Source organism: Streptomyces sp. NPDC051555 (assembly GCF_044454405.1).
Classification (GTDB): domain Bacteria; phylum Actinomycetota; class Actinomycetes; order Streptomycetales; family Streptomycetaceae; genus Streptomyces.
Genome location: NZ_JBITDP010000008.1, coordinates 120,847 through 146,716, shown reverse-complemented (window position 1 = coordinate 146,716; position 25,870 = coordinate 120,847). Strand labels below are relative to the sequence as shown.

23 protein-coding genes and 2 tRNA genes are annotated in these 25,870 nt (G+C 73.3%); 6 read left to right on the top strand and 19 right to left on the bottom strand.

All coding sequences use genetic code 11. From position 1 onward, the window contains the following. Nucleotides 1–25: 25 nt before the first annotated feature. The 11 genes from yajC to pgsA all read right to left on the bottom strand — a co-directional run bounded on the left by yajC (nucleotide 26) and on the right by pgsA (nucleotide 9,151). Complete coding sequence (yajC, locus tag ACIBEA_RS18820) at nucleotides 26–511, bottom strand: preprotein translocase subunit YajC (protein WP_399262214.1); 486 nt, start codon at nucleotides 509–511, stop codon at nucleotides 26–28. A 165-nt stretch (nucleotides 512–676) separates the two neighbouring features. After that, nucleotides 677–1,801, bottom strand: a complete 1,125-nt coding sequence (ruvB, locus tag ACIBEA_RS18815) for a Holliday junction branch migration DNA helicase RuvB (protein ID WP_399262213.1) — start codon at nucleotides 1,799–1,801, stop codon at nucleotides 677–679. A gap of 52 nt (nucleotides 1,802–1,853) precedes the next feature. Beyond that, nucleotides 1,854–2,489, bottom strand: a complete 636-nt coding sequence (gene ruvA, locus ACIBEA_RS18810) for a Holliday junction branch migration protein RuvA (RefSeq protein ID WP_399262211.1) — start codon at nucleotides 2,487–2,489, stop codon at nucleotides 1,854–1,856. After that, nucleotides 2,486–3,094 carry a crossover junction endodeoxyribonuclease RuvC gene (ruvC, locus tag ACIBEA_RS18805; protein ID WP_399262209.1) on the bottom strand — a complete coding sequence of 203 codons (609 nt, stop codon included), beginning with the start codon at nucleotides 3,092–3,094 and terminating at the stop codon, nucleotides 2,486–2,488. The genes ruvA and ruvC overlap by 4 nt, the downstream gene beginning before the upstream one ends. A 136-nt stretch (nucleotides 3,095–3,230) precedes the next feature. Next, on the bottom strand, nucleotides 3,231–3,983 hold the full coding sequence (locus ACIBEA_RS18800) for a YebC/PmpR family DNA-binding transcriptional regulator (RefSeq protein ID WP_399262207.1): 753 nt from the start codon (nucleotides 3,981–3,983) through the stop codon (nucleotides 3,231–3,233). Between the two features lie 69 nt (nucleotides 3,984–4,052). Next, nucleotides 4,053–4,646, bottom strand: coding sequence for a pyridoxal 5'-phosphate synthase glutaminase subunit PdxT (gene pdxT, locus ACIBEA_RS18795; protein WP_399262204.1), 594 nt, complete (start codon nucleotides 4,644–4,646; stop codon nucleotides 4,053–4,055). 12 nt (nucleotides 4,647–4,658) lie between these two features. Next, complete coding sequence (gene pdxS, locus ACIBEA_RS18790) at nucleotides 4,659–5,570, bottom strand: pyridoxal 5'-phosphate synthase lyase subunit PdxS (RefSeq protein WP_354382566.1); 912 nt, start codon at nucleotides 5,568–5,570, stop codon at nucleotides 4,659–4,661. Between the two features lie 116 nt (nucleotides 5,571–5,686). Next, nucleotides 5,687–6,226 carry a hypothetical protein gene (locus tag ACIBEA_RS18785; RefSeq protein WP_385784314.1) on the bottom strand — a complete coding sequence of 180 codons (540 nt, stop codon included), beginning with the start codon at nucleotides 6,224–6,226 and terminating at the stop codon, nucleotides 5,687–5,689. 134 nt (nucleotides 6,227–6,360) lie between these two features. Then, a complete protein-coding gene (locus ACIBEA_RS18780) occupies nucleotides 6,361–7,551 on the bottom strand; it encodes a glycosyltransferase family 4 protein (protein WP_399262200.1) in 1,191 nt (396 codons plus the stop codon). After that, nucleotides 7,548–8,486, bottom strand: a complete 939-nt coding sequence (locus ACIBEA_RS18775; RefSeq protein WP_399262198.1) for a phosphatidylinositol mannoside acyltransferase — start codon at nucleotides 8,484–8,486, stop codon at nucleotides 7,548–7,550. The genes ACIBEA_RS18780 and ACIBEA_RS18775 overlap by 4 nt, the downstream gene beginning before the upstream one ends. Next, nucleotides 8,486–9,151, bottom strand: a complete 666-nt coding sequence (gene pgsA / locus ACIBEA_RS18770) for a phosphatidylinositol phosphate synthase (RefSeq protein WP_385784305.1) — start codon at nucleotides 9,149–9,151, stop codon at nucleotides 8,486–8,488. Before pgsA ends, ACIBEA_RS18775 begins: the two co-directional genes overlap by 1 nt. A gap of 236 nt (nucleotides 9,152–9,387) precedes the next feature. Between pgsA and ACIBEA_RS18765 the strand changes: the two genes are divergently transcribed. From ACIBEA_RS18765 to helR, 3 genes are all read left to right on the top strand, one after another. After that, entirely contained in the window at nucleotides 9,388–11,619 is a 2,232-nt protein-coding gene (locus ACIBEA_RS18765) for an elongation factor G-like protein EF-G2 (protein ID WP_399262195.1), read from the top strand. 191 nt (nucleotides 11,620–11,810) lie between these two features. After that, nucleotides 11,811–13,466 (top strand): hypothetical protein, encoded by a 1,656-nt coding sequence (locus ACIBEA_RS18760; protein WP_399262192.1) that lies wholly within the window; start codon nucleotides 11,811–11,813, stop codon nucleotides 13,464–13,466. Nucleotides 13,467–13,738: 272 nt separating this feature from the next. Continuing rightward, on the top strand, nucleotides 13,739–15,892 hold the full coding sequence (helR, locus tag ACIBEA_RS18755; RefSeq protein ID WP_399262485.1) for an RNA polymerase recycling motor ATPase HelR: 2,154 nt from the start codon (nucleotides 13,739–13,741) through the stop codon (nucleotides 15,890–15,892). Nucleotides 15,893–15,918: 26 nt separating this feature from the next. Here the strand turns inward: helR and ACIBEA_RS18750 are convergent, their stop codons facing one another. The 3 genes from ACIBEA_RS18750 to thrS form a co-directional block, all read right to left on the bottom strand. Further along, nucleotides 15,919–16,356, bottom strand: coding sequence for a cytidine deaminase family protein (locus tag ACIBEA_RS18750; RefSeq protein WP_399262190.1), 438 nt, complete (start codon nucleotides 16,354–16,356; stop codon nucleotides 15,919–15,921). Then, nucleotides 16,357–16,917, bottom strand: coding sequence for an HIT family protein (locus tag ACIBEA_RS18745; RefSeq protein WP_385784295.1), 561 nt, complete (start codon nucleotides 16,915–16,917; stop codon nucleotides 16,357–16,359). A 105-nt stretch (nucleotides 16,918–17,022) separates the two neighbouring features. Continuing rightward, the gene (thrS, locus tag ACIBEA_RS18740) at nucleotides 17,023–19,002 is read right to left on the bottom strand and encodes a threonine--tRNA ligase (RefSeq protein ID WP_399262187.1); all 1,980 of its coding nucleotides are present in this window, start codon (nucleotides 19,000–19,002) and stop codon (nucleotides 17,023–17,025) included. A gap of 128 nt (nucleotides 19,003–19,130) precedes the next feature. On the opposite strand from thrS, the gene ACIBEA_RS18735 reads away from it, so the two are divergent. After that, complete coding sequence (locus ACIBEA_RS18735; RefSeq protein WP_399262185.1) at nucleotides 19,131–19,625, top strand: GNAT family N-acetyltransferase; 495 nt, start codon at nucleotides 19,131–19,133, stop codon at nucleotides 19,623–19,625. A 9-nt stretch (nucleotides 19,626–19,634) separates the two neighbouring features. Here ACIBEA_RS18735 and ACIBEA_RS18730 read toward each other — a convergent pair whose 3' ends face one another. Together ACIBEA_RS18730 and ACIBEA_RS18725 are read right to left on the bottom strand one after the other, a co-directional pair. Then, nucleotides 19,635–20,915, bottom strand: a complete 1,281-nt coding sequence (locus tag ACIBEA_RS18730) for a hypothetical protein (RefSeq protein ID WP_399262183.1) — start codon at nucleotides 20,913–20,915, stop codon at nucleotides 19,635–19,637. Next, nucleotides 20,915–21,499 carry a DUF4365 domain-containing protein gene (locus ACIBEA_RS18725; protein WP_399262181.1) on the bottom strand — a complete coding sequence of 195 codons (585 nt, stop codon included), beginning with the start codon at nucleotides 21,497–21,499 and terminating at the stop codon, nucleotides 20,915–20,917. The genes ACIBEA_RS18730 and ACIBEA_RS18725 overlap by 1 nt, the downstream gene beginning before the upstream one ends. Nucleotides 21,500–21,743: 244 nt before the next feature. On the opposite strand from ACIBEA_RS18725, the gene ACIBEA_RS18720 reads away from it, so the two are divergent. After that, nucleotides 21,744–22,469: a 3'-5' exonuclease gene (locus ACIBEA_RS18720; RefSeq protein ID WP_385784281.1), complete on the top strand. Its 726-nt coding sequence runs from the start codon at nucleotides 21,744–21,746 to the stop codon at nucleotides 22,467–22,469. 69 nt (nucleotides 22,470–22,538) lie between these two features. Here ACIBEA_RS18720 and ACIBEA_RS18715 read toward each other — a convergent pair. Both ACIBEA_RS18715 and ACIBEA_RS18710 read right to left on the bottom strand, forming a co-directional pair. Next, a tRNA-Val gene (locus ACIBEA_RS18715) sits at nucleotides 22,539–22,610 on the bottom strand. A 39-nt stretch (nucleotides 22,611–22,649) separates the two neighbouring features. Beyond that, nucleotides 22,650–23,108 carry an SRPBCC family protein gene (locus tag ACIBEA_RS18710; protein WP_399262179.1) on the bottom strand — a complete coding sequence of 153 codons (459 nt, stop codon included), beginning with the start codon at nucleotides 23,106–23,108 and terminating at the stop codon, nucleotides 22,650–22,652. A 112-nt stretch (nucleotides 23,109–23,220) separates the two neighbouring features. Between ACIBEA_RS18710 and ACIBEA_RS18705 the strand changes: the two genes are divergently transcribed. Next, nucleotides 23,221–25,665: an SCO7613 C-terminal domain-containing membrane protein gene (locus ACIBEA_RS18705; RefSeq protein WP_399262177.1), complete on the top strand. Its 2,445-nt coding sequence runs from the start codon at nucleotides 23,221–23,223 to the stop codon at nucleotides 25,663–25,665. 81 nt (nucleotides 25,666–25,746) lie between these two features. On the opposite strand, the gene ACIBEA_RS18700 is transcribed toward ACIBEA_RS18705, so the two are convergent. Beyond that, nucleotides 25,747–25,818 (bottom strand) — tRNA-Val (locus tag ACIBEA_RS18700). Between the last annotated feature and the right edge of the window lie 52 nt (nucleotides 25,819–25,870).

Genomic DNA, 25,870 nt, shown 5'->3' with positions numbered 1-25,870 from the left:
GCGCCGTGCGGTCCCCCGCCGAGCGCTACTTGGCGCCGGCCTCGCCGTCGGTCTTGCCGTCGGTCCTGCCATCCGTCGTGTCGTCCGTCTTGTCCTCGGACGCGTCCTTCTTGCCCAGGTCGAGCTTGGGGGCTTCCGCCTGGTCGGCGTCGGCGGGCTCGTCCTTGAGCAGCGAAGAGGCGTCGTCCGGGACGACCGGCGTGTCGATGGTCAGATCATCGCCGGCGCCGTGGACGATGCGGTTGTACTCCTCGTCCTCCAGAACGGCGCCGATGGAGTTCTTCGCGTAGATCGCGTGGACGCCGGGGGCCACCTCGAGGGTGACGGTGTCGTCGCCGATCTCCTTCACCGTGGCGTACATGCCGCCGATGGTGCGCACGCCGGTGCCGGGACCCATCTGGTCGCGCATGGAGACCGCCGCCTGCTGCTTCTTCTTGGCGGAACGCGTCATCAGGAACATCGCCCCGATGAGCACGACGAACGGGAGGAAGGTCAAGAGGCTACTGTTCACGGGACGAAGATCCTTCGCACGACCGCACGGGAAGCGGCCTTTTTCTACGGGGGGTGGGCATGCCGGCCGTTACGGCCAGCATCGGCGGAGTCTAGGCGAGTCCACACCGATGGAACAACGCCCAGCATGGCACCGCAGTTCCTGACCCGGCGAACCTCCGCGCCGTCAGGACCCGAACAAGCCACCTTGCCCGGGCGATCCGGTCCCGGGCCGGACCGGCGGGACGAGCCCCAGGTGAGCCCATGCGGCGGGTGTCGCGACCCGTCCCCTGGGCGTCCGCGCCAGCAGTCCCTCCCGCACCAGGAACGGCTCGGCGACCTCCTCGACGGTCTCGCGCTCCTCCCCCACCGCGACGGCGAGGGTCGACAGGCCCACCGGACCGCCGCCGAACAGCTTGAGCAGGGCCTCCAGCACGCCCCGGTCGAGGCGGTCCAATCCGCGCTCGTCCACCTCGTACACCTTCAGCGCGGTGGCGGAGACCTCGCGGTTGATCACCCCGTCCGCCCGGACCTGGGCGTAGTCGCGGACCCGGCGCAGCAGCCGGTTCGCGATGCGCGGGGTGCCGCGGGAGCGGCCCGCGATCTCGGCGGCGCCCGCGGTGTCGATCTCCACGTCCAGCAGCCGGGCGGAGCGGTGGATGACCCGTTCCAGCTCCTCGGGGGCGTAGAACTCCATGTGCCCGGTGAATCCGAAGCGGTCGCGCAGCGGCGGCGGCAGCAGGCCGGCCCGGGTGGTCGCTCCGACGAGGGTGAAGGGGGGCAGCTCCAGCGGGATCGCGGTCGCGCCCGGCCCCTTGCCGACGATCACGTCGACGCGGAAGTCCTCCATGGCCATGTAGAGCATTTCCTCGGCGGGTCGCGACATCCGGTGGATCTCGTCGAGGAAGAGGACCTCGCCCTCCTGGAGGGAGGAGAGGATCGCGGCGAGGTCGCCCGCGTGCTGGATGGCGGGGCCGGAGGTGATCCGGATCGGGGCGCCCATCTCGGCCGCGATGATCATCGAGAGCGTGGTCTTGCCGAGGCCGGGGGCGCCGGAGAGCAGGACGTGGTCGGCGGTGGCGCCGCGCTGGCGGGCCGCCTTGAGGACCAGGTCGAGCTGCTGGCGCACCTTCTCCTGGCCGACGAACTCCTCCAGGTCCTTGGGGCGCAGGGCCGCCTCGACCGCGCTGTCCTCGCCGTCGGCGCCGGCCGCGACGAGCCGGTCCGCCTCGTCGTGGGCGGTGCCCGCCGCTCCGGCGTCCGCCGCGTACGCGCCGTCCTGGTAGGGATCGCTCTCGTCGTACGGGTTCACGGTGTCAGTCTGCCTTCTCGGTCTGTGCGGTTCGCGCGGCGCGTACGGGCGCTCAGCGGGCGCGGTTCAGGGTCTGCAGGGCGGCGCGCAGCAGCTGCGGCACGGGGGCCGGGCCACCGGCGGCCAGGGCGGCCTCGGCCTGCGGGGTCACCGCGGAGACCGCCTCGTCCGCCTCGCGGGAGGCGTAGCCGAGACCGATCAGGGCGGCCTGGAGCTGCTCCGTCCAGGGAGCCGGGCCGGCGGCCGCCGCGGCCCGTTGCGCCCCGACCAGGGCGCCCGTGCCGAGCGGCAGGCCGAGCTTGTCCTTCAGCTCCAGGAGCAGCTTCTGGGCGCCCTTCTTGCCGATGCCGGGCACCGCCGTCAGGGACTTCTCGTCCCCGGTGGAGACCGCGAGGCGCAGCGCGTCCGGGCTGTGCACGCCGAGCATGGCCTGGGCGAGGCGCGGGCCGACCCCGCTCGCGGTCTGGAGCAGCTCGAAGACCTGGCGCTCGTCGTCGTCCGCGAAGCCGTACAGGGTGAGCGAGTCCTCCCGGACGACCAGGGAGGTCGCCAGCTTCGCCTCCTGGCCCAGCCGCAGTCCGGCGATGGTGTGCGGCGTGCAGTGCACCGCCATGCCCACGCCGCCGACCTCGATGACGGCCGTGGTGGGGGCGAGCGCGGCGACGGCTCCGCTGACGAAGGCGATCATCGGTTACGGCCTTTCAGGGCTTTCTGAGCGGACGGAGCGGGCGGAGCGGTGCCGGCGCCACGGGTCGCGGCGGTGGCATTCGAGGCGCGCGTCGCGGCGTGCAGGGCCACTGCCTGCTGGAGCCGGTTCTGGGCGGGGGCGCGCCAGATGTGGCAGATGGCGAGGGCGAGGGCGTCGGCCGCGTCCGCGGGCTTGGGGGGTGCGTCGAGCCGTAGCAGCCGGGTCACCATGGCCCCGACCTGGGCCTTGTCGGCGCGGCCGCTGCCGGTGACGGCGGCCTTGACCTCACTGGGCGTGTGCAGGACCACGGGCAGTCCGCGGCGGGCGGCGCACAGCATGGCCACCGCGCTGGCCTGAGCGGTCCCCATGACGGTGCTGACGTTGTGCTGGCTGAAGACGCGCTCGACGGCGACCACGTCGGGCCGGTGCTCGTCGAGCCAGGCTTCGAGTCCGACCTCGATCGCGACCAGCCGGTGGCCGATGTCCGCGTCCGGCGGGGTCCGTACGACACCCACGCCGCGCATGGTCAGCGGTCGGCCCGCGACCCCCTCGACCACGCCCACGCCGCACCGGGTCAGGCCGGGGTCCACCCCGAGCACGCGCACTGGCCCCTCCTTCGTCCGTCCGTTCGTGCAGGCTATCGGGCGCCACCGACATCGGGGGCGCGCCGGGCGCGCGAACGCCGACGGGCCGTCGGGGAGTCCCCGACGGCCCGTCGTGCGTGCTGGTGATCGGCGCCGATCAGGCGTCGATCTTCTCCATGACCTCGTCGCTGACGTCGAAGTTGGCGAAGACGTTCTGCACGTCGTCGCTGTCCTCCAGCGCGTCGATCAGCTTGAAGATCTTGCGCGCGCCGTCCTCGTCCAGCTCGACCTGCATGGTCGGCAGGAAGTTCGAGTCGGCCGAGTCGTAGTCGATGCCGGCGCTCTGGAGCGCGGTGCGGACCGCGACCAGGTCGGTGGCCTCGCTGACGATCTCGAACTGCTCGCCGAGGTCGTTGACCTCTTCGGCACCCGCGTCGAGGACCGCGTCGAGGACGTCGTCCTCGCTCAGCTCGCCCTTGGGCAGCAGGACGACGCCCTTGCGGTTGAACAGGTAGGAGACCGAACCCGGGTCGGCCATGGAGCCGCCGTTGCGGGTCATGGCGACGCGCACGTCGGATGCGGCACGGTTGCGGTTGTCGGTGAGGCACTCGATGAGCACCGCGACACCGTTCGGGCCGTAGCCTTCGTACATGATCGTTTCGTAGTCGGCGCCGCCCGCTTCGAGACCGGCACCGCGCTTGAGCGCGGAGTCGATGTTCTTGTTCGGGACGGAGCTCTTCTTCGCCTTCTGCACGGCGTCGAAGAGCGTCGGGTTGCCGTCGAGGTCAGCGCCACCCGTGCGCGCCGCGACCTCGATGTTCTTGATCAGCTTCGCGAAGAGCTTGCCGCGCTTGGCATCGATCACGGCCTTCTTGTGCTTCGTCGTAGCCCATTTAGAGTGGCCGGACATCTGCCTGTCTCCTTCGCGTAACCAACGGTGTTCGCCACAGATCCTACCGGGACTCCTCCCGGGAGCGGATCAGGACCCCGCGCGCACCATGTCCACGAAGTAGGCGTGCACCCGGTGGTCTCCGGTGAGCTCCGGGTGGAACGACGTGGCCAGTACGTTGCCCTGCCGCACGGCGACGGTGTGGCCGTCGTACGTCGCGAGCACCTCGACGGCCGCGCCGACCGACTCGACCCAGGGCGCCCGGATGAAGACGCCCTCGACCGGGCCGCCCGCTATGCCGGCGAAGTCGATGGAGGCCTCGAAGGACTCGTTCTGACGGCCGAAGGCGTTGCGGCGGACGATCATGTCGATCCCGCCCAGCGTCTCCTGGTCGTCACGGCCTCCGAGCAGCTTGTCGGCGAGCATGATCATGCCCGCGCAGGTGCCGTAGACCGGCATCCCGGACCGCACGCGCTCGCGCAGCGGCTCCAGCATGCCGAAGAGCACGGCGAGCTTCGACATGGTCGTCGACTCGCCGCCGGGGATCACCAGGGCGTCGACCTCGGCGAGCTCCTCGGGACGCCGGACCGGCCTGGCCACGGCGTCCGCCGAGGCCAGGGCGATCAGGTGTTCCCGTACGTCGCCCTGGAGTGCCAGGACGCCGATGATCGGGGGATTGTTCATGGGTGGAGTGCCTTACCAGCCGCGGTTGGCGTAGCGCTCGGCCTCGGGCAGGGTGTCGCAGTTGATGCCGACCATGGCCTCGCCCAGGTTGCGGGAAGCGTCCGCGATGATCTTCGGGTCGTCGTAGAAGGTGGTGGCCTTCACGATGGCGGCGGCGCGCTTGGCCGGGTCGCCCGACTTGAAGATGCCGGAGCCGACGAAGACGCCCTCGGCGCCGAGCTGGCGCATCAGCGCGGCGTCGGCGGGGGTGGCGACGCCACCGGCCGAGAACAGCACCACGGGGAGCTTGCCGAGCTCGGCGACCTCCTTGACCAGCTCGTACGGGGCGCGCAGGTCCTTGGCGGCGGCGTACAGCTCGTTGTTGTCGAAGCCGCGCAGCTTGGCGATCTCGTTCTTGATCTGGCGCAGGTGGCGGACGGCCTCGACGACGTTGCCGGTGCCGGCCTCGCCCTTGGAGCGGATCATGGCCGCGCCCTCGGCGATGCGGCGCAGGGCCTCGCCCAGGTTGGTGGCGCCACAGACGAAGGGGGTGGTGAAGGCGAACTTGTCGCTGTGGTTGACCTCGTCGGCCGGGGTCAGGACCTCGGACTCGTCGATGTAGTCGACACCGAGGGACTGGAGAACCTGGGCCTCGACGAAGTGGCCGATGCGCGACTTCGCCATGACCGGGATGGAGACGGCCTCGATGATCTCTTCGATCATGTTCGGGTCGGACATGCGGGCGACCCCGCCGTCCTTGCGGATGTCGGCCGGGACCCGCTCCAGGGCCATGACGGCCACGGCGCCCGCGTCCTCGGCGATCTTCGCCTGCTCGGCGTTGACCACGTCCATGATCACGCCGCCCTTGAGCTGCTCGGCCATGCCGCGCTTGACGCGAGAGGTGCCGATCTCGGGGTTCTGCGAAGGGGTGGAAAGCGTGCTCACGGAGGACCTCACTCGAAGGAAGACGGGTACTGCACTGAGCAAACCCTCCGGACCAGTCCACTGCAAGGGCCAATGGGCAGGCGGTGGCCTGCACCGCCCGGTCGGCCCAGGGCCGGTCAGGGGCGGTCGGCGAGGTGGGCCGGGGGCTCGTCGTCCATTTCGAAGGCGAGCGGGAAGGGTGCGTGTCCGGCCAACCGGAACCAGCGGACCTTGCGGTGCCGGCGCAGCGCGCGAGCGGCACGGACGGCGTCGTTGTGGAAGCGCCGGGCCATCGGAACCCTGCGCACGGCGGCCGCCAGCTCCTCCGCGGCGACCTCGCCGCCGGGGGCCCGCTTGAGTTCCTCGACCTGGTCGGCGTCCGCGAAGACCGCGCGCAGGGCCTGGGACAGTTCACTTTCGGCCACCTCGCGGTGCTCCTCCTCCACCTGGCGGGCGGCGTGCGCGGCCTCGTAGAGCACGAGGGAGGACGCCGGGTCCAGTACGCCGGAGGTGGCCACCTCCAGGACCACCGAGGCCCGGCGCACGAGCTGTGCGTCGAGCGCGGCCCGGGCGGCGTCCATCCGCGAGTGCAGGCGGTCGAGCCGGCCGGCGGTCCAGCTGAGGTAGACCCCGATGGCGCCGAGCGCCAGGGCGATCCATACGAGGGTTTCGATCACGGGCGGCGACTTTACCTCCCCGCGGGCCGCTCCCCGCGCGCCCCCGCCGCCGCCGCGACCGCGACGGTTTCAGCGGATCCGACGGCGTACGGGAGGACGCCGGGGCGCCCCGGCCATGCCCGGGGCGCCGGCCCTCAGGAGGGTTCGGAGAAGGAGGACGGGGTGGCGCCGCGGGTCAGGCCGAGCCGGGCGCGCAGTCCGACCCGTTCGTCCGTGGCCACCGAGGCCGCGCCGTCCGCGACCGTCTCGTACACCGCCAGGACGTCCGCCCCGACCGTAGACCAGTCGAAGCGCCGCACGTGGGCGGAGCCCCGGGCGCTGAGCCCGGCCCGCCGCTCGGGATCGCGCAGCAGCGCGATGGCGCCCGCGGCCAGGGCGTCGGCGTCCTCGTTGGCGAACAGCTCCCCCGCCGCCCCCTTGTCCAGGACCTGGGCGAAGGCGTCCAGGTCCGAGGCCAGCACCGGGGCGCCGGCGGAGAGCGCCTCGACCAGGATGATCCCGAAGCTCTCGCCGCCGGTGTTGGGGGCGACGTACACGTCGACGCTGCGCAGCAGCCGCGCCTTGTCCTCGTCGGAGACCATGCCGAGGAACTCCACGCGCTCGCGCAGGGCGGGCGGCAGCGAGGCCACCGCCTCCTCCTCGTCACCGCGGCCCGCGACCAGCAGCCGCACGTCCGGGCAGGCCGCCACGATCTTCGGGAAGGCGGCCATCAGCACCGGCATCCCCTTGCGCGGTTCGTCGATGCGGCCGATGAAGCCGAGCGTGCCGCCCTGCCACTCGGGCTTCGCTTCGGCGGCGGCGAAGAAGTCGACGTCGACGCCGTTGGGGATGACGACGGCGTCCCCGCCGAGGTGTTCCACCAGCGTGCGCCGGGCGTACTCGCTCACCGCGATCCGCGCGCTGATCTTCTCCAGCGCGGGCTGGAGGATGGGGTACGCGGCGATCATGGCGCGCGAGCGCGGGTTCGAGGTGTGGAAGGTGGCCACGATCGGGCCCTGGGCCGCCCAGCAGGCGAGCAGGCCGAGCGAGGGGGAGGTCGGCTCGTGGATGTGGATGACGTCGAAGGTGCCCTCGTGCAGCCAGCGGCGCACCCGCGCGGCCGAGATGAAGCCGAAGTTCAGCCGGGCCACCGAGCCGTTGTAGGGCACCGGCACCGCGCGGCCCGCCGAGACCACGTACGGCGGCAGCGGGGTGTCCTCCTCCGCCGGGGCGAGCACCGACACCTGGTGACCGCGCTCGATCAGGTGTTCCGCCAGGTCACGGATGTGGAACTGGACGCCGCCGGGGACGTCCCAGGAGTACGGGCACACGATGCCGATCTTCATCCGGAGCCCTCCCGACGGTCCGTGGAAGCCAGCGGCTCCCGGGGTTCCAGGTCCTCCAGCCACAGCCGCTGCAGCATGTGCCAGTCCTCGGGGTGCTCGGCGATCCCGGCGGCGAAGGCATCGGCCACCGCCTGGGTCATCGCCGCCGTCTTCTCGTCCCGGGTGCCGGTCCGCGGTTCGGACACCGGCGGGTGGAAGCGGCCCCGCATCACCGGAGCGTCCTCGTACCAGAGGGTCACGGGCACCAGCAGGGCGCCGGTCTGCTGGGCGAGCAGCGCGGGACCGGCGGGCATCCGCGCCGTGGACCCGAAGAAGTCCACCTCGACGCCGGAGGAGGACAGGTCCCGGTCGGCGACCAGGCAGATCAGTCCGCCGGAGCGCAGCCGGCGGGCGAGGGTCCCGAAGGCGGCGCCGCCACTGTGCGGCAGCACCTCCATGCCGAGGCTCTCGCGGTAGGCCACGAACCGGTCGTACAGGCTCTCCGGCTTGAGGCGTTCCGCGACCGTGGTGAACGGGATGCCGTGGTGACTGGTGACCCAGGCCCCGGCGAGGTCCCAGTTGGCCAGGTGCGGCAGCGCGATGATCACGCCGCGGCCGGCGGCCATGCCGTCGAGCAGGACCTGCTCGTCGGTCATGACGACTTCCTTGCCGAACCGTTCCTTGTTCATGGCGGGCAGCCGGAAGGATTCCATCCAGTAGCGCATGTACGAGCGCATGCCCGCCCGGGAGAGTTCCCGCAGCCGCTCCGGCCCGGCCCCGGGCACCACCCGGGCCAGGTTCGCCTCCAGCCGCCGCACGCTCTTGCCGCGGCGCTTCCAGGTGCGGTCCGCGATCGTGCGGCCGAGCGCCGCCGCCGTCGGTTCCGGCAGTTTCTTGACCGCGGCCCAGCCGAGCCCGAAGGCCCCGTCCGTCAGACGGTCCGCCAACGCGCCCATCAGGCGGCGCCGCCCTCGGCGGCGGCAGCGGCCGCGTCGGCCTCCGCCGCCTCGCGGCGCACGGTCACCACCCGCTGGATCAGCGTCACCAGCGAGCCGACCGCGACCACCCACAGCGCGACGGGCAGCAGCACGCCGATCCAGGAGGGCACGCCGAAGGTCTCCAGGCCCGACAGGCCGGCCGCGACCAGCGTGATCACCAGGCGCTCGGCGCGCTCGACCAGCCCGTTGACGGCCACCGGCAGGCCGATCGCCTCGCCCCGGGCCTTCGTGTACGAGACCACCTGGCCGCTCGCCAGGCAGAAGATGGCCACGGCGCACAGCATGTTGTCGTGGCCCGATCCGGCGTACCAGAGCGCCAGGCCACCGAAGATCGCGGAGTCCGCCACCCGGTCCAGCGTCGAGTCCAGGAACGCGCCCCACCGGCTGGAGACCCCGGCCTGGCGCGCCATGTTCCCGTCGACCAGGTCGGAGAACACGAAGAGGGTGATCGTGATCGTGCCCCAGAAGAACTCTCCCCGTGGGAAGAAGACCAGCGCTCCGGCCATCACTCCGGCCGTGCCGATCAGGGTGACCGCGTCCGGGCTCACCCCCCGACGGAGCAGAAACGCGGCGAACGGTGTGAGGACACGCGTAAAGAATGCACGCGCGTACTTGTTCAGCATGGCCTTCCCAGGGGGTCGCTGGGCCGCACGGCCACCACGGCCACCGGCTGGCCCATCGTAGCCAGCGCCCGGGGCCCGCACCGCCGCGCACCCACCGTGGGGCTCCGGCAATACCCGGATCGCGCCACGGAGGCGCCCGACCGGGGGTGGCCGGGTACGACGTATGGACGCAGTGTGACGCCAGTGCAAAGCTCGAAGGATCCCACCTCACCGTTGTACCGGGAGGCACGAGAATCATGGGTGACAAGACGCAATCCGGGGCCGCCGGCAGGGCACTGACGGCCGACCGCCCCTCTGCGATACGCAATGTGGTGCTGGTCGGCCACAGTGGAGCCGGGAAGACCACCCTGGTCGAAGCCCTCGCCCTGACCGCCGGAGCCGTCGGCCGGGCGGGCCGGGTCGAGGACGGCGCGACCGTCTCCGACTACGACGAGATCGAGCACCGGCGCCAGCGCTCGGTCCAGCTCTCGCTCGTCCCCGTCGCCTGGGGCGGCATCAAGATCAACATCCTGGACACCCCCGGATACGCCGACTTCGTCGGAGAACTCAGGGCCGGTCTGCGCGCCGCGGACGCGGCCCTCTTCGTCGTCTCGGCCGCCGAGGGCGCCGCGGACGGCGGCGACGGCGCCGGCCTGTCCGGCGCGACCCGGATGGTGTGGGACGAGTGCGCGGCCGTCGGGATGCCCCGCGCCATCGTCGTCACCCACCTGGAGGCCGCCCGCGCCGACTACGACCGGATGGCCGCCGTCTGCGGCGAGACCTTCGGCCCCGACGACCCCGACGCCGTCATCCCCCTCTACCTGCCGCTGCACGGCCCCGTCGGGCCCGACGGCCACGCACCCGTCGCCGGGCTGCTCGGCCTGCTCTCGCGGCGCGTGTACGACTACACCTCCGGCGAACGGGTCGAGCGCGACCCCGACCCCGCCGAGCTGGCCCTGATCACCGATGCCCGGGCCCGCCTGATCGAGGGGATCATCGCCGAGAGCGAGGACGAGACCCTCATGGACCGCTACCTCGGCGGCGAGGAGATCGACCTGGGGACCCTCGTCGACGACCTGGAGCGCGCCGTCGCCCGCGGCACCTTCCACCCCGTGCTGATGGCCGCGCCCGCCGCCGAGGGCGCCCGCCAGGGCCTCGGCACGGTCGAGCTCCTCGAACTGATCACGGGCGGCTTCCCGACCCCCCTCGAACGTCCGGCCCTCGCCGTCACCGACCCCGGCGGCGCCCCCCGTCCCGCCGTCACCTGCGACCCCGACGGCCCGCTGCTCGCCGAGGTGGTCAAGACCTCCTCCGACCCCTACGTCGGCCGGGTCTCCCTCGTCCGCGTCTTCTCCGGCACCCTGCGTCCCGAGGAGACCCTGCACGTCTGCGGCCACTTCCCCGGCGCCGACGGGGCGGCCGCCCCCCGCGACCTGCACGAGGCCGACGAGCGCGTCGGCACCCTCACCTCCCCCTTCGGCAAGCAGCAGCGCACCCTCACCCACGGCATCGCGGGCGACCTCGCCTGCGTGGCGAAACTCACGCACGCCGAAACCGGCGACACCCTCTCCGCCAAGGCCAGCCCGCTCCTCATGGAGCCCTGGGCGATGCCCGACCCGCTGCTCCCCCTCGCCATCGAGGCCCACAGCAAGGCCGACGAGGACAAGCTCTCCCAGGGGCTCGCCCGGCTCGTCGCCGAGGACCCCACGATGCGGCTGGAGCAGAACCCGCACACCCACCAGCTCGTCCTGTGGTGCCTGGGCGAGGCACACCAGGAGGTCGCCCTGGAGCGGTTGCGCAGCCGCTACGGCGTCCGGGTCGACGCCGTCCCCCACCGGGTGAGCCTGCGCGAGACCTTCGGCGCCAAGGCCACCGGGCGCGGCCGGCACGTCAAACAGTCGGGCGGCCACGGCCAGTTCGCCATCTGCGAGATCGACGTCGAGCCGCTGCCGGCGGGCAGCGGCATCGAGTTCGTGGACAAGGTGGTCGGTGGCGCCGTCCCGCGCCAGTTCATCCCCTCCGTCGAGAAGGGGGTACGGGCCCAGGCCGCCCGCGGCGTGGCCGCCGGGTACCCGCTCGTCGACGTACGGATCACCCTGCGCGACGGCAAGGCGCACTCCGTGGACTCCTCGGACGCGGCCTTCCAGACCGCGGGCGCGCTCGCCCTGCGCGAGGCGGCCGCCGAAGCCGAGATCCACCTCCTCGAACCCGTCGCCGAACTCACCGTCCTGGTCCCCGACGCCTACGTGGGCCCTGTCATGAGCGACCTCGCCGGGCGCCGCGGCCGGGTCGTGGGCACCGAACCGGCGGGCCCCGGACGCTCCGTGGTGCGCGCCGAGATCCCCGAGATCGAGATCGGCCGCTACGCCGTGGAACTGCGCTCGGTCTCCCACGGCACCGGTGGCTTCAGCCGCGGCTACGCCCGCCACGAGCCCATGCCGGCCCACCTGGCGGACAAGATGCGCGAACAGGCCGAGAAAGGGCACTAGTTGACATAGCACCTGGGATACCGCCCACCCAACCCGCTTGCGGAGGGCGGTATTTCCCTGTCCCATGACCATCGGGGGACGACCCTCGCTAGGCTCTTTCAGGCTCGGCGGGGCGGGGCAGAACATCGGGTGACGGGACACCGAACAGCGGGACACCGGGCACGCACGAAAGCACAGCGATGGGGGCAGCGGTGGCGGACGACGGTTTCGACTTCAGGCCGGGGGCGCAGATCCCCCTCCAGGGCGGTGGCGGCCAGACCGCGGCGACCAACGCGCTGGCCTCCGCCGCGTACCGCGACGGCAAGCCGGACGAGATACTCAAAGCCAACAACGAGCACTACGAATCCACCGTGAAGAAGGGGAAGCTCTCCCTCTTCGAGCCCAACTTCGGCGAGGCCTTCTGCCGGGCCGTCGAAGCCCGCATGCTCGGCGCCGGCCGCAAACCGCTGATCCAGTCCTTCGGCGCGGACCCGCAGACCGTCGTCGAGCACTGCCTCGCCGCCTCGCGCCTGCGCAAGGAGCGCGACCGCAAGCTCCGCCTGATCATGCTGGTCTGCGGCGTGCTCTTCCTGCCCGGACTGCTGTTGTGGCTGGGCCTGTTCCAGTTGCGCAAGTCCCTCGCCGGGAACGCGGGCAAGCGCGCCTCCTGGATGGGCACCGCGCTCCTCGTCGGCGTCGCGCTCGTGGTGGCGGTGCTGATGTTCCGGCTGCCGTTCACCGGTTTCTGGGGCCTGTACCTGCGGGCGATGGTCATCGCCCCGGCCGTGGGGTGGCTGTTGGCCTCCCGGATCGCCGAGGCGGCCGCCAAGGACATGCGCGCCCGGTGGGACGGCCTGCTCGGCGGGGCCTCCGTCGGGGCCAAGATCCCCGAGGCGGTCCCCGGCAACCCCGACGAGACCGCCCGCGAGGACCTGCGCCACCAGCTCGCGAAACTCACCGCCGAGGGCCGCAGCAACTCCGTCTTCTACGCCGGCCCCAAGGGCATCCTGGGCATGGGCACCCGCTGGGGCAGCTGGCAGTTGGCGGAGGACCTCGCGCCCAAGACGGAGGGCGCCGAGATCCACCCCTTCCGCAGTTGGGACGTGGTCCGCGCGATCCACGACCAGCTGCGCATGCTGGAGCGCGGTCCGCTGCACACGGGCGGCTTCCCGCCCCCGTCCATCACGCACTGGATCGTCACCCCGGTCGGCGAGGGCGCCAAGGAGGTCGCCCGCCCCACCGGCGCGGACGTCGACGCCTTCCTCATCAAGCAGCACGAGATCACCCGGATCTGCAACGAGCAGCAGTTCGGCGCGGGCAACCGGCACTACCTCGGGGTCCAGTGGCCCTTGTGGGACGGCCAGTTGGTGATCACGATGATGGTGACCGTGACCGTGCTCTACAAGACCCTGCGCGTCGACGTCACCGCCCACTCCCTCGGCCCGGTGCACGGCCTGTTCACCACCAAGTCGGCCCCGAAGACCACCGAGGTCGCCAAGACCGTCCGGTTCTGGGAGACCGTGGAGCGCACCCACGCCCTCGTGGACGCCTCCGAGGTGGTGCGCCTCGCGGTCCGTGCGCCCTTCACCTGGTACCCGCCGCTGCTCGACTTCCTGGGCGGCAAGCTGGTCCTGCCCGAGCCGTTCGGCGTCCGGCACGTGTGGGCCGGTTCGATGTGGCGGCACCGGTTCATGGCCGACGACGCGATGCGCACGGCCACCCCGGTGCTGCGGGCGGTGCACGCGGCCGCCATGCGCGTACTGGACGAGAACGGCGTCGACACCGACCGCTTCGCGAACCGCTCGATGATCGTGAGCGGCATGGTCCAGGACGCCTCGCCGCGCAAGGCCGACGCCTACGACGCCTGACCCGCCCCCGGTCCACGCCGGTCCCGCACCGCCCCGCACCGGCCTCCGCCGGTGCGGGGCGGTCGGCGTTCCGGGGCAGGAGCGAGGGGAGGACCAGGGGAAGGCGAGGGGAAAGCGGGGCGGAAAACAAGAAGGGCAAGGAAGTGAAACCACTCCTTGCCACTCCTAACTTATAGCGCACCGGGGGGCTTGCGGCAAGGCCCCGGTGGCGGGGCAGAATCGCCCACCTACCCCCCTGTCGCCCCACTTGGGAGATCCGCCACGTGCGACCGCTGCCGTCCCCGACCACCCGTGCGTTCGACCTGCCCGACCACCTCGGCCCCAAGGCCGACCCGGCGCTCATCGGCGGCGACGAACGCCACTTCGCCGCGATTTCCGCGAGCCTCGACCAGACGATCGCCGAGCTGTCCGACCAACTCGCGGCCACGCGCCGGGCGCCCGGCGGGATCGGCCGCGGGGCGATGGACCGGGACGCGGAGATCCACCGCCTGACCGCGCGCCTGCGCACCCTGCGCCGTTTCGGCCTCGACCTGTGCCTGGGGCACTTCGTCCCCGCGGACGGCTCGGAGCCCGTCCACGTCGGACGTCTCGGCCTCACCGACAGCCACGGCCGCCGCCTGCTCCTCGACTGGCGCTCCCCCGCGGCCGAACCGTTCTTCGCGGCCACCCACGGCAACCCGATGGGACTGGCGAGCCGCCGCCGGTACCGGTGGACCCGCGGCCGGATCACCGACTACTGGGACGAGGTGTTCAGCGCCGACGGGCTCGAAGGGCGCGCCGCGCTCGACGACCAGTCCGCCTTCATCGCAAGCCTCGGCAGCAGCCGCTCGGACCGGATGCGCGACGTGCTCGCCACCATCCAGGCCGACCAGGACGCGATCGTGCGGGCCGGCTCCCGCGGCGCCCTCGTCGTCGACGGCGGCCCGGGTACGGGCAAGACCGTCGTCGCCCTGCACCGCGCCGCCTACCTCCTCTACTCCGACCCCCGCCTCGGACACCGCCGCGGCGGCGTGCTCTTCGTCGGCCCGCACCAGCCCTACCTGGCCTACGTCGCCGACGTCCTGCCCAGCCTCGGCGAGGAGGGCGTACGGACCTGCACCCTGCGCGACCTCGTGCCCGAGGGCGCCGCCGCCGCGGCCGAGCAGGACCCGGCGGTGGCCCGCCTGAAGGCGTCCGCGGACCTGGTCGGGGCGATCGAGCCGGCCGTCCGCCTGTACGAGGAGCCGCCCACCGAGGGCACGACCGTCTCGACCCACTGGTCCGACCTCTGGCTGAGCCCCGCCGACTGGGCGGCCGCCTTCGACGCGGTCGAGCCCGGCACCCCGCACAACGAGGCGCGGGAGCAGATCCTGGAGGAGCTGCTCGCGATCCTCGTGGACAAGGACGACAGCGGGGCCGCGCCCCACCTGCTGCGGCGCTCGCTGCTCCAGGACGAGGAGCTGATCGGGACGCTGCGGCGCGCGTGGCCGATGCTCGACGCGGGCGAGCTGGTCGGCGATCTGTGGTCGGTGCCCGCGTACCTGCGCAGGTGCGCGCCGTGGCTCGCCCCCGAGGACGTGCGCACGCTCCAGCGCGCGGACGCCCGCGCCTGGACCCTCTCCGACCTGCCGTTCCTGGACGCGGCGCGGGCACGGCTCGGCGACCCGGAGGCCGCCGGGCGCAGGCGCCGGGGCGAAGCCGCCGCAGCGGCCGAACGCGCCCGCCGGGCCGAGGCCATCGACAGCCTGCTCCAGAACACCGTGATCGAGGAGGACGAGGGCGCGCTCGGCATGCTGCACGGGCGGGACCTGCGGGAGGCCCTGGTCGACGGGAGCGCGTCGGCCGACGGCGAGGTCGATCCGCTACTGGGACCGTTCGCGCACGTGGTGGTGGACGAGGCCCAGGAGCTGACCGGGGCCGAGTGGCAGATGCTGCTGGCGCGCTGCCCGTCGCGCAGCTTCACGATCGTCGGGGACCGCGCCCAGGCGCGGCACGGGTTCACCGGGTCGTGGCGGGAACGGCTGGAGCGGGCCGGCCTCGACCGGATCACCGTGGCGTCCCTGAGCGTCAACTACCGGACACCGCGAGAGGTGATGGCGGAGGCGGAACCGGCCATCCGGGCCGTGCTCCCGGACGCCAACGTGCCGACCTCCGTCCGCAGCAGCGGCATCCCCGTCGTCCACGGGTCCGTCACGGAGCTGGCCGCGGTCCTCGACGGCTGGCTCGCGGCGAACGCCGAGGGGACCGCCTGCGTCATCGGCGCCCCCGCGTTCCGGGCCACGGGGCGCGTGCGGTCACTGACGCCGGAGCTGTCGAAGGGACTCGAATTCGACCTGGTCGTCCTCGTCGATCCGGACGCCTTCGGCGAGGGCATCGAGGGCGCCGTCGACCGCTACGTCGCGACGACCCGCTCGACCCGGCAGCTCGTCGTCCTGACGAGCGGGTAGCCCGCCGGAAGCGGTCCGGCGCGCGGTCAGCTCGCGCCGAGCGGCGCGGTGTCCTCGGCGTCGAGCTGGTGGTCCGCCCAGACGTAGCTCGCGGGCAGCAGCTCGGCGATGGGGACGGCGCGGGGTTCGCCCCGCACCATGACGATGACCTCGATGGTCGGGAAGTAGTCGAGCAGGACCTGGCGGCAGCGGCCGCAGGGCGGCACGATCCCGCGGTCCCGGTCGCCGACGGCCACGATCGTTTCCAGGTCGTGGGCGCCCTGGGCCGCGGCGGCGCCGATGACGACGAGCTCCGCGCAGGGGCCGCCGGTGAAGTGGTAGGCGTTCACGGCCGTGACGATCCGGCCGTCCCGGTCGCGGGCCGCGGCGGCCATGGTGTGGTTGTCGCCCCGGCAGCGCGTGGCCGCGACCTCGGCAGCGGCCCGGACCAGCTCGTGGTCGACCTCGTGGGTCCGCTCGCCCATCTAGTCGACCGGCCAGGAGTCGGCGAGCATCTGCCGCGTGTCGGCGAGGAGTTGGGGCAGCACCTTGGTGTGGCCGACCACCGGCATGAAGTTCGTGTCCCCGCCCCAGCGCGGCACGATGTGCTGGTGCAGGTGCGCGGCGATGCCGGCGCCGGCGGCGGCGCCCTGGTTCATCCCGATGTTGAAGCCGTGCGCCCCGGAGGCCTTGCGCAGCGCGACCATGGCCCGCTTGGTCAGGTCGGCGAGTTCGGCGGTCTCGGGGCCGTCCAGCTCGGTGTAGTCGGCGACGTGCCGGTAGGGGACGACCATGAGGTGTCCGCCGTTGTACGGGTAGAGGTTCAGCACGGCGTAGACGTGCTTGCCCCGGGCCACGACCAGCCCGTCCGCGTCGGACATCTCCGGAATCCCGCAGAAGGGACAGCCGTCCCCGGCCTCCGGGCCGGTCGGCTTGTTCTCCCCTTGGATGTACGCCATCCGGTGGGGCGTCCACAGTCGCTGGAACGCGTCCTGCGTGCCGACACCGATCTGCTGCTCCGGCTCACTCGTCATGGGATGCAGCATATGACCTTGCCGCGACGGACGAGGAAGGCCCCCGGGAAGTGATCACTTCCCGGGGGCCCCGACCCGTACGGATCATCCGTGGATCAAGCGCGCGTCAGCCGTGGATCAGACCTGGACGCGGTCCTCGACGACCTGGACCAGCTTCGCCAGGGCATCGGCCTTGGGCACACCGTTCTCCTGGGAGCCGTCGCGGTAGCGGAAGGAGACGGTGCCCGCGGCCATGTCCTCGTCACCGACGATGATCATGAACGGGACCTTGAGCTTCTGCTGGTTGCGGATCTTCTTCTGCATCCGGTCGGACGAGGCGTCCACCTCGACCCGCAGGCCCTTCTTCTTCGCCTCGGCGGCGAACTCCTGGAGGTACTCGACGTGCGCGTCGCCGATCGGGATGCCGACCGCCTGCACCGGGGCCAGCCACGGCGGCATGACGCCCGCGTAGTGCTCCAGCAGCACGGCGAAGAACCGCTCGATGGAACCGAACAGCGCGCGGTGGATCATGACCGGCTGCTGCTTGGTGCCGTCGGGGCCGGTGTACTCCAGGTTGAAGCGCTCCGGCAGGTTGAAGTCGAGCTGCACGGTCGACATCTGCCAGGTGCGGCCGATGGCGTCACGGCACTGGACCGAGATCTTCGGGCCGTAGAACGCGGCGCCGCCCGGGTCCGGGACCAGCGGGAGGCCCTGCTTCTCGGCGACCTGGCGCAGGGTCTCGGTGGCCTCTTCCCAGACCTCGTCCGAGCCGACGAACTTCTCCGGGTCCTTGGTCGACAACTCCAGGTAGAAGTCCGTCAGACCGTAGTCGCGCAGCAGGTTCAACACGAAGGTGAGGGTCCGGTCCAGCTCCTCCGCCATCTGCTCCTTGGTGCAGTAGATGTGCGCGTCGTCCTGGGTGAATCCGCGCGAGCGGGTCAGGCCGTGCACGACGCCCGACTTCTCGTACCGGTACACGGTGCCGAACTCGAAGAGGCGCAGCGGCAGTTCGCGGTAGGACCGGCCGCGCGCATCGAAGATCAGGTTGTGCATCGGGCAGTTCATGGGCTTGAGGTAGTAGTCGATGCCACCGTCGAGCTGCATGGGGGGGTACATGCCGTCCGCGTACCAGTCCAGGTGGCCGCTCTTCTCGAAGAGGGCGCCCTTGGTGGCGTGCGGGGTGTAGACGAACTCGTAGCCCTCTTCCTCGTGCCGCTTGCGCGAGTAGTCCTCCATCACCCGGCGGATGGTGCCGCCGCGCGGGTGGAAGACGGCGAGGCCGGAGCCGATCTCGTCCTGGACGGAGAAGAGGTCCAGCTCGACGCCGAGCTTGCGGTGGTCGCGCTTCTCGGCCTCCGCGAGGAAGTCGAGGTGGGCCTTCAGCTCGTCCTTCGACGGCCACGCGGTGCCGTAGATGCGCTGGAGCATCGGGTTCTTCTCGCTGCCGCGCCAGTAGGCGGCCGCGTTGCGCATCAGCTTGAACGCCGGGATGTTGCGGGTGGTCGGCAGGTGCGGGCCGCGGCACAGGTCCGACCAGCACAGGTCGCCGGTCTTGGCGTCGATGTTGTCGTAGATGGTCAGCTCGCCGCCGCCCACCTCGACGTCCGCGCCGTCGTCCGAGGTCGCCGCCGAACCCTTGAGCCCGATCAGCTCCAGCTTGTACGGCTCGTGCGCCAGTTCCTCGCGGGCCGCCTCGTCGGTGACGACGCGGCGTGCGAAGCGCTGCCCGCGCTTCTGGATCTCCTGCATCTTCTTCTCGACGGCCTTGAGGTCGTCGGGGGTGAAGGGCTTCGCGACGTCGAAGTCGTAGTAGAAGCCGTCCCGGACCGGCGGGCCGATGCCCAGCTTGGCCTCGGGGAAGAGCTCCTGCACGGCCTGCGCCATGACGTGCGCGGTCGAGTGGCGCAGGATGTTCAGGCCGTCCTCGGAGGAGATCTCCACCGGCTCGACGGTCTCGCCGTCCTCGACCTCGTACGAGAGGTCCTTCAGCTCGCCGGCGACGCGCGCCGCGACGACGGTGCGTTCACCGGGGAAGAGGTCGGCCGCCGTAGTGCCCGTGGCCACCACGCGCTCGTCCCGCTCGGAATCGCGTTGGATGACCACACGGACGTCTGACACCGGTCTCTCCTGACTCAGGGGGTGCGCGAGCGAACGCTGCGCGCCTGAATCGTACCGAGCCGGACGGCCCGGCCGCTAAACGGTTACTTCGCGGCGCCCGCCCACCGGACGGACGTACCGTGGGCCGGGTGACCCACGCCACCCCGCCCCGCTCCCCCCTCGTCCGCCCGCTGGACCTCGCCGACGACGCGACGGCCGCCGCCGTGTACCGGATCGGCCGGGCCGCCTATGCGGTGGAGGCCGAGCTGATCGGCTTCGACGGCATACCCGCGCTGCGCGAGAGCCTGGCGGAGCTGCGCTCCCGCCCGCTGAACTGGCTCGGCGCGCTCTCACCGGCCGGGGAGGTGGCCGGGTTCCTCGCCTGGGCAGCGGCGCCGGAGGCCGCGGCAGCGGCGATCTCCATCGACCGGCTGTGCGTCGACCCGGCCTGGTTCCGCCGCGGCGTCGGCTCGCTGCTGCTGCGCCACCTGCTGGAGGAGGTGGTCCCCGGCCGCGCGGTCGGGGTCACCACCGGCGCCGTGAACGCGCCCGCCGTGACCCTGTACGAACGCCTCGGCTTCCTCCGGGGCGCCGACTTCTCGCCGGTCCCCGGTCTGGTGATGGCCTCCTTCACCCGGCCGTGAGCCCCGCGCTCACGCGTCCGGATCCGGGCCCCGCGCCTCCCGCTCCTCCTCCTCCTCCTCCTCCTCCTCCTCCGGGTCGACGAAGGGCAGCTCCCCCGCCGCCGGGAAGTCCCCGTACAGGGACTTCATCAGCCGGTCGCGCTCCACCTCGTCCAGCCGGACCGGGGTCACCTCGGCCGCGTCCGTGAGCCGGCGGAAGCCGCCCCGCCGCTGGAGCCGCCCGCTGAGCCGGACCGGGAGCCCGGCGAGGTGGGCGTGGCCCGCCACCCGGTACGCCTCCTCGTCGAGCGCGACCCGGACGTACGGGACCTCGGCGCCCGACAGGACGCGCAGCCGGACCGTGCCCCCGCCGTCCTGCCCCGACCGCTGCATCCGGACCACGGCCCCCGCGATCCGCACCGCCACGGCGGGCTCCTCCCGGGTGTAGCGGGCCGCGGCCTCGCGCAGCACGGGCAGGTCCCCCGGGGAGAACTCCACCGGCTCGGGGCGGGCCGCGCAGCCCGCCGGGACCCCGGCGGCCGGAGCCCAGGCCAGCGCGATGCGGACCCCGCCCGAGCCCCGGACCAGGGCGATCAGCGCGTCCGCGAGCTCCCGGCTGGCCCCGGCCCCGACGGCCGCGTCGAAGGCCTCCATGCCGCCGGTGGCCCGCTGGTAGTCCACGGCCTCGCGGGCCGCGTGCAGTGCGTGGTGCAGCCGGGTCACCGGCCCCCGACCCCCATCGACCGGTACGTACGCGGTCAGCCTGCGCCCGCCCGGAGCGGGCCCCACCAGCACCCCGTCCAGGGCCCGTTCGGCCTGCCACCGGTGCCGGGCGCCGTGGTATCCGGCCCGGGCCCGGTCGGCGAGCGCCCCGGCCAGCAGGAGCTGGCGGGCGGCGGTGCGCAGCTGTTCCTGCGCCGACCAGGAGGCCTCGCCCCCGGGCCCGTACAGCCCCTCGCCCTCCGGGATGTCGCGGATCCAGCGGACCTCGTCGCTGGGCACGCTCAGCCCGTACAGCACCTCGCGCGCCGAGGGCAGCCCGCTGCGCGAGAGGGCGGTGAGGGCCTCCTCGACCAGGTCGGCGCAGTCGGGGAAGGTCCGGTCCTCCGGCACGAGCAGGCTGGTCGCGGCGGGCCCGGGCGGGGTCCAGCGCCCGTAGCGTCCGGTCGCGCCGCCGCGGCGCAGCCAGCCGTGCCGCCGCAGCAGCGCGCCCAATACGGCGGGGTCCACCTGCGCCGGGTCGGGCGGCCGCACCGCGTCGGGGTCCGCGAACTCCGGCGACGGCGCCGGTTCCAGGTTCGGCCAGTTCATCAAGGCGTCCCTCCCGACCCGACCCGGGTCATGATCTCGCACAGCGCCCGGTCGTCGAAGATCCGCGCGGTCGGTATCCGTACGGTGGTCCGGCGCCGCCCGGTCACGGGGTGACCGGCCAGGTTGGTCCAGTAGCAGCAGTGCCGCAGGTCGAGCCGGTCGTGCCCGGCGCTGAGCCACTGCTCGCGCTCCCGCGGTACGAGCATCACGACGAGGATCTTGGGCACCGCGGCCGGTGTGCGGGCGAGCTTGACCAGGTGCTCGTTGTCGAGGGTGAAGGCGAAGGTCGGTCCGGGCGGGTTCGGCGGGGTCTGGTAGGTGGCCTTCAACTGGACCTTGACGGTGACCTCGTCGTCGATGACGTGCTCGGGCGAGCCGTGGCTGACGTGCCAGTCGATGCCGTTGTCCGGGAAGGGCTGGGACAGGGAGCAGCCGGCCGCGGCCGCGACGGCGTGCAGGTATCCCACCTGGAGGGTCTCCATGCAGGCGGTGGTGGCGAGTGCGCCGCGCAGCGGTCCGGTCTCCGTTTCCGGCCCGGTCCGCCCGCGCAGCACCCCGCCCGGTTCGGGATGCGCGAGCGCCATGGCTCCCCATGCCTTTCGGGCTCTGCGGGGTGTCGTGCGGAAGTGGCCGGGGGCCCACGGCGCGACGGCGGTGCCATGGCGGTGACGATCGCTCACCCGTGCGGTCCCCCAAGGAAGTTGTCTCCGCACCTGGCACCCCGCAAACGGCGTACACGGCAAACCGCACGGGTATCACCGCTTCGGGCAGGGGTCGCACGCCACGGGCGTCGGCGTCCATCTGCCGATCGGGGACGAGGAGTTCGCCATGACGCGCTGGTACGAGGGCCCGCTGGCCGCATTTGACACCGAGACCACCGGGGTGGACGTCGAGCAGGACCGGATCGTGTCCGCCGCGCTCGTCGTGCAGGAGTGTGCGGGCGGCCGGGCCCGTTCCACCCGGTGGCTGGTCAATCCGGGGATTCCGGTTCCCCCCGGCGCCACGGAAGTGCACGGACTGACCGACGACCACCTCCAGCGCAACGGGCGCTGGCCGGCGCCGGTCGTGGACGAGATAGCGCAGGCCCTCGCGGAGCAGCAGGCCGCGGGCCGGCCGGTGGTGGTGATGAACGCGCCGTTCGACCTGACCCTGCTGGACCGGGAGTTGCGCCGCCACCGCGCGTCGCCGCTGAGCCGCTACCTGGACGACCGACCGCTGACCGTGCTGGACCCGCGGGTCCTGGACAAGCACCTGGACCGCTACCGCAAGGGCCGCCGCACCCTGACGGACCTGTGCGCGCACTACGGGATAGAGCTGGAGGCGGCGCACGACGCGGCGGCCGACGCGATGGCCTCGCTGGAGGTCGTGCGGGCGGTGGGCCGGCGCTTCTCCGGACGGCTGGAGCGGCTCTCCCCGTCCGAGCTGCACACCCTCCAGGCGGTGTGGCACGCGGCGCAGGCGCGCGGGCTCCAGGCCTGGTTCGCGCGCAACGGCACGCCGGAGCCGGTGGATCCGCACTGGCCGCTGCGCCCGGAGCTGCCCGCCGCCGCGTGAGCCGGGCCCGCACACGGGGCCCGATATGCGGAAGGCCGGTCCGTCTTGCGACGGACCGGCCTGTCCCGGTGGGCGATACTGGGATCGAACCAGTGACCCCTTCGGTGTGAACGAAGTGCTCTCCCGCTGAGCTAATCGCCCGGGAACGGATCGAACAATACAGGCCCCGGGGCCGTGCGTTCAAACCGCGTCCCGCCGGGCCGCCAGATGGGCCGCCAGGCCGCGCCGCCCGGCCCGCATCATCAGCGCGTGGTTGAGCCGGAAGGCGGGCCGCCCGGGCACCGCGAGGCGCCGCATCAGCGTCCGGCGGACCTCGACCTCCTGCTCGTACACCGCCCGCGTGCCGCGCCCGCGCGGCCGTACGGTCCACCGCGCCCAGCCTTCGAGATCACCGCGCAGGGCCGCCTCCAGCACCCCGGTGGCCGGGTCGCGCAGCAGCTCGGTGGCGGTGACCTCGATCTCGTAGGGCAGGAACGAGCGGAAGTGCCCGACGCCGGTGCGCGGGTCGACCGGCTCCACCGCGCGGACCTGCGGCCACCAGAGCGGGTACTCCTCGGCGCGTTCGAGCGCGGCGTAGACCCGGTCGGGCGGGGCGTCGAGGTCCCACACGCTGCGGAAACGGTAGTGGCTCCAGTCCATGGGCCCAGTGTGAACTCCCGGGGCGGGCCCGGGTACTCAGTCCGGGAATGAGCACCCGGCTGAGTACCCGCGCCCATGTTCCGGGGGCGTGATCGGCGCCACACTGCGGAGCATGGAGAATCCGCTGACGCCCGCCTCGGAGCTGGCACTCATCGACCGGGAGCTGGCCCACCTCGACGCGAGGCGGCTGCAGTTGCTCGGCCGCCGGGACTGGCTGCTGCGGCTGCTGAACGCGCAGCTCGCCCCGCCGCTGTCCGTCGGGCCCCCCGCTCAGGGCTGGGGTCCCGGCCCGAACCGGCCGCCCGGTCCGACGGGACCGGCGGGACCGGCGGGGGTTCCCGCACGGGAGACCTCGGCGCCGGGCGCGCAGAGCGTGCTGCTGGTCCTGGGCGCCGTGCTGCTGGCGGTGGCCGCGCTCGCCTTCACCCTGGTCAGCTGGGGTTCGCTGGGGATCGGCGGGCGCGCGGCGGTGCTGGCCGTGCTGACCGGGACGGCGCTCGCGGTGCCGGCCGTCCTGCTGCGGCGCGGACTGGGCTCGACCGCGGAGTCGGTGGCGGCGGTGGGGCTGCTGCTGACCGTGCTCGACGTGTACGCGCTGCACGAGGTGGCCCTCGGCGGGGTCCCGGCCGCCTGGTACGTGGCGGGCGCCTCCGCCGCGCTGGCCGCGCTGTGGGCGGGGTACGGGGCGACCCTGCGCGGGCTGCTGCTGCCGCTCCCCTTCGCGCTGGCCGCGGCCCAGTGGACACTGCCCGGCCTGGCGCTGGCCCTGCACGTCGGCCGGACGGCGGGCGGCTGGACCCTGCTGGCGATGGCGGCGCTGAACGCGGCGCTCGGCCTGTGGGGCGGTCCCGCGGCGGCCGTGCGGCCCCGGGTCTGGCCCGCGGTGCGGATCCTGGCCGGGGTGCTCGCCGCCCTGGCCGCCCTGGCCGCCGTCGGGGTCGCGCTGGCCCTGGCCGCCGATGCGGGCTCGCTGCCCGGCCGACTGTCCGCCGGTGTGCTGCTGGCCGCCGTGGGCGGCGCCTTCGTGGTGGTGGCGGGCCGGATCCGGCAGGAGCAGCTCGCTCCGGTGCTCGCCGGGGCCGGTGGCCTGGTGTGGACGCTGGCCGCGCAGGTGCTGCTGGTCCCCCGGGGCTCGGCGTGGGCGCCGGCGCTCTACGTCCTGGTGTCGCTGCCCCTGCTGGCGGCGCTGCGGGTGAGCGCGCTGGCCCGGCCGGTGCGCTACGGGCTCACGGGGGCCGGGGTGGTGGTGGCCGGGCTCGGCGGGCTGATCGCGTTCCTGTCGGCGCTGCCCGTGCTGGCGGCGCCCGCTCCGCTGCTGGGCGAGGTGTGGACCGCGGCGAGCCCGCGGGCGGAGCTCGGCGGCGGGCGGCAGGCGGTGGCCGTGGCGCTGATCGCCGCCGCCGTGGCGCTCTGGCTGGAGCGGGCCTCGGGGCGGCGGGAGGCGCGGGTGGTCGCCGTGCCGCTGGCGTGGACGGCCCTCTTCGCGGCGCCGGTGGCCTTCGCGTTCCCGGTGGCGGCGGTGTTCGCGGCCCAGCTCGTGGTGGTGGCGGCCGCGCTGGTCGTCGCCCTGGGCCTGGTACGGGCGCCCGCCGCCGGGGTCCGGATCGCCGCGGGGGCGTGCGGGGCGGTCGGCGCCGCGAGCCTGTCCGTGGCGGCTCTGGACGGGCGCACGACGACCTTCGCGGTGTGGGCGGCGCTGGGCGCGCTGTGTGGCGCGGGGGCGGCGTACGGGCGCGGCCCGCTGGCCTCCCGGGTGGCGGCCGCCGTGGTGGCGACCGGGTACGCGACGGGGCTGCTGCTGGCCCTGGCCGCGCTGCTGGAGCTGCCGGCGCGGCAGTGGCCGCTGCTGGTCCTGCTGGTCCCGGCCGCGGCCGCGGCCCCGGGGCCCCGGGCCGGCACGGTGCGGATCCCGGTGGAGGTGGCCGGGGCGGCCGCCGGGGGCCTGGCCCTGCTGCTGGCCCTGGCTGCGGGGCACACACCCTCGCTCGCGCTGGTCCTGGGCCTGGCGGGCGTGGTGTGCGCGGCCGCGGCCGTGCGGGCGGACCGGCGGGCTGTGGGCTGGGCGGCCGGGGCGCTGTTCCTGGCGGCGACCTGGGTCCGGCTGGCGGCGTCCGGGGTGGACGCGGTGGAGGCGTACACGCTGCCGGTGACGGTGCCCGCGCTGGTGGTGGCGTGGCTGCGGCGGCGCCGGGACCCGGCCGCCCCGTCCTGGGCGACGTACGGCCCGGGCCTCGCGGCGACCCTGGTGCCCAGCCTGATCGCGGTCTGGGCCGACCCGCACTGGACGCGCCCGCTGCTGCTGGGGCTGGGCGCCCTCGCGGTGACGCTGGCCGGGGCGCGGTGGCGGCTCCAGGCCCCGCTGGTGCTGGGCGGGGTCACGCTGGGCCTGGTGGCGCTGCACGAGCTGGCGCCGTACGTCCTCCAGGTGGTCGGCGCGCTGCCGCGCTGGCTGCCGCCGGCGCTGGCGGGGGCGCTGCTGCTGGCGGTGGGGGCGACGTACGAGAAGCGGCTGCGGGACGCGCGGCGGCTGCGGTCGGCCCTCGGCAAACTCGGCTGAGCCCTCGGCGGGGGCCCGCCCCCCGGGCGGGAACGACGAAGGCCCCGGAGACGGTGAAGTCTCCGGGGCCCTCGGTCCGGGTGGGCGATACTGGGTTCGAACCAGTGACCCCTTCGGTGTGAACGAAGTGCTCTCCCACTGAGCTAATCGCCCGGACGCACCGCAAACATTACCGCATGTCAGCGGCGCTCCCGACCATCGTCGG

Excerpts from the sequence above, each read along its gene's own strand:
- ACIBEA_RS18800 (WP_399262207.1), bottom strand. The coding sequence starts at position 3,983 with ATGTCCGGCCACTCTAAATGGGCTACGACGAAGCACAAGAAGGCCGTG.
- pdxT (WP_399262204.1), bottom strand. The coding sequence starts at position 4,646 with ATGAACAATCCCCCGATCATCGGCGTCCTGGCACTCCAGGGCGACGTA.
- ACIBEA_RS18750 (WP_399262190.1), bottom strand. The coding sequence starts at position 16,356 with ATGGGCGAGCGGACCCACGAGGTCGACCACGAGCTGGTCCGGGCCGCT.
- ACIBEA_RS18720 (WP_385784281.1), top strand. The coding sequence starts at position 21,744 with ATGACGCGCTGGTACGAGGGCCCGCTGGCCGCATTTGACACCGAGACC.
- ACIBEA_RS18730 (WP_399262183.1), bottom strand. The coding sequence starts at position 20,915 with ATGAACTGGCCGAACCTGGAACCGGCGCCGTCGCCGGAGTTCGCGGAC.
- ACIBEA_RS18705 (WP_399262177.1), top strand. The coding sequence starts at position 23,221 with ATGGAGAATCCGCTGACGCCCGCCTCGGAGCTGGCACTCATCGACCGG.
- ACIBEA_RS18775 (WP_399262198.1), bottom strand. The coding sequence starts at position 8,486 with ATGGGCGCGTTGGCGGACCGTCTGACGGACGGGGCCTTCGGGCTCGGC.
- ACIBEA_RS18745 (WP_385784295.1), bottom strand. The coding sequence starts at position 16,917 with ATGCTGCATCCCATGACGAGTGAGCCGGAGCAGCAGATCGGTGTCGGC.
- ruvA (WP_399262211.1), bottom strand. The coding sequence starts at position 2,489 with ATGATCGCCTTCGTCAGCGGAGCCGTCGCCGCGCTCGCCCCCACCACG.
- ACIBEA_RS18710 (WP_399262179.1), bottom strand. The coding sequence starts at position 23,108 with ATGGACTGGAGCCACTACCGTTTCCGCAGCGTGTGGGACCTCGACGCC.
- pgsA (WP_385784305.1), bottom strand. The coding sequence starts at position 9,151 with ATGCTGAACAAGTACGCGCGTGCATTCTTTACGCGTGTCCTCACACCG.
- ACIBEA_RS18780 (WP_399262200.1), bottom strand. The coding sequence starts at position 7,551 with ATGAAGATCGGCATCGTGTGCCCGTACTCCTGGGACGTCCCCGGCGGC.
- ACIBEA_RS18725 (WP_399262181.1), bottom strand. The coding sequence starts at position 21,499 with ATGGCGCTCGCGCATCCCGAACCGGGCGGGGTGCTGCGCGGGCGGACC.
- ACIBEA_RS18765 (WP_399262195.1), top strand. The coding sequence starts at position 9,388 with ATGGGTGACAAGACGCAATCCGGGGCCGCCGGCAGGGCACTGACGGCC.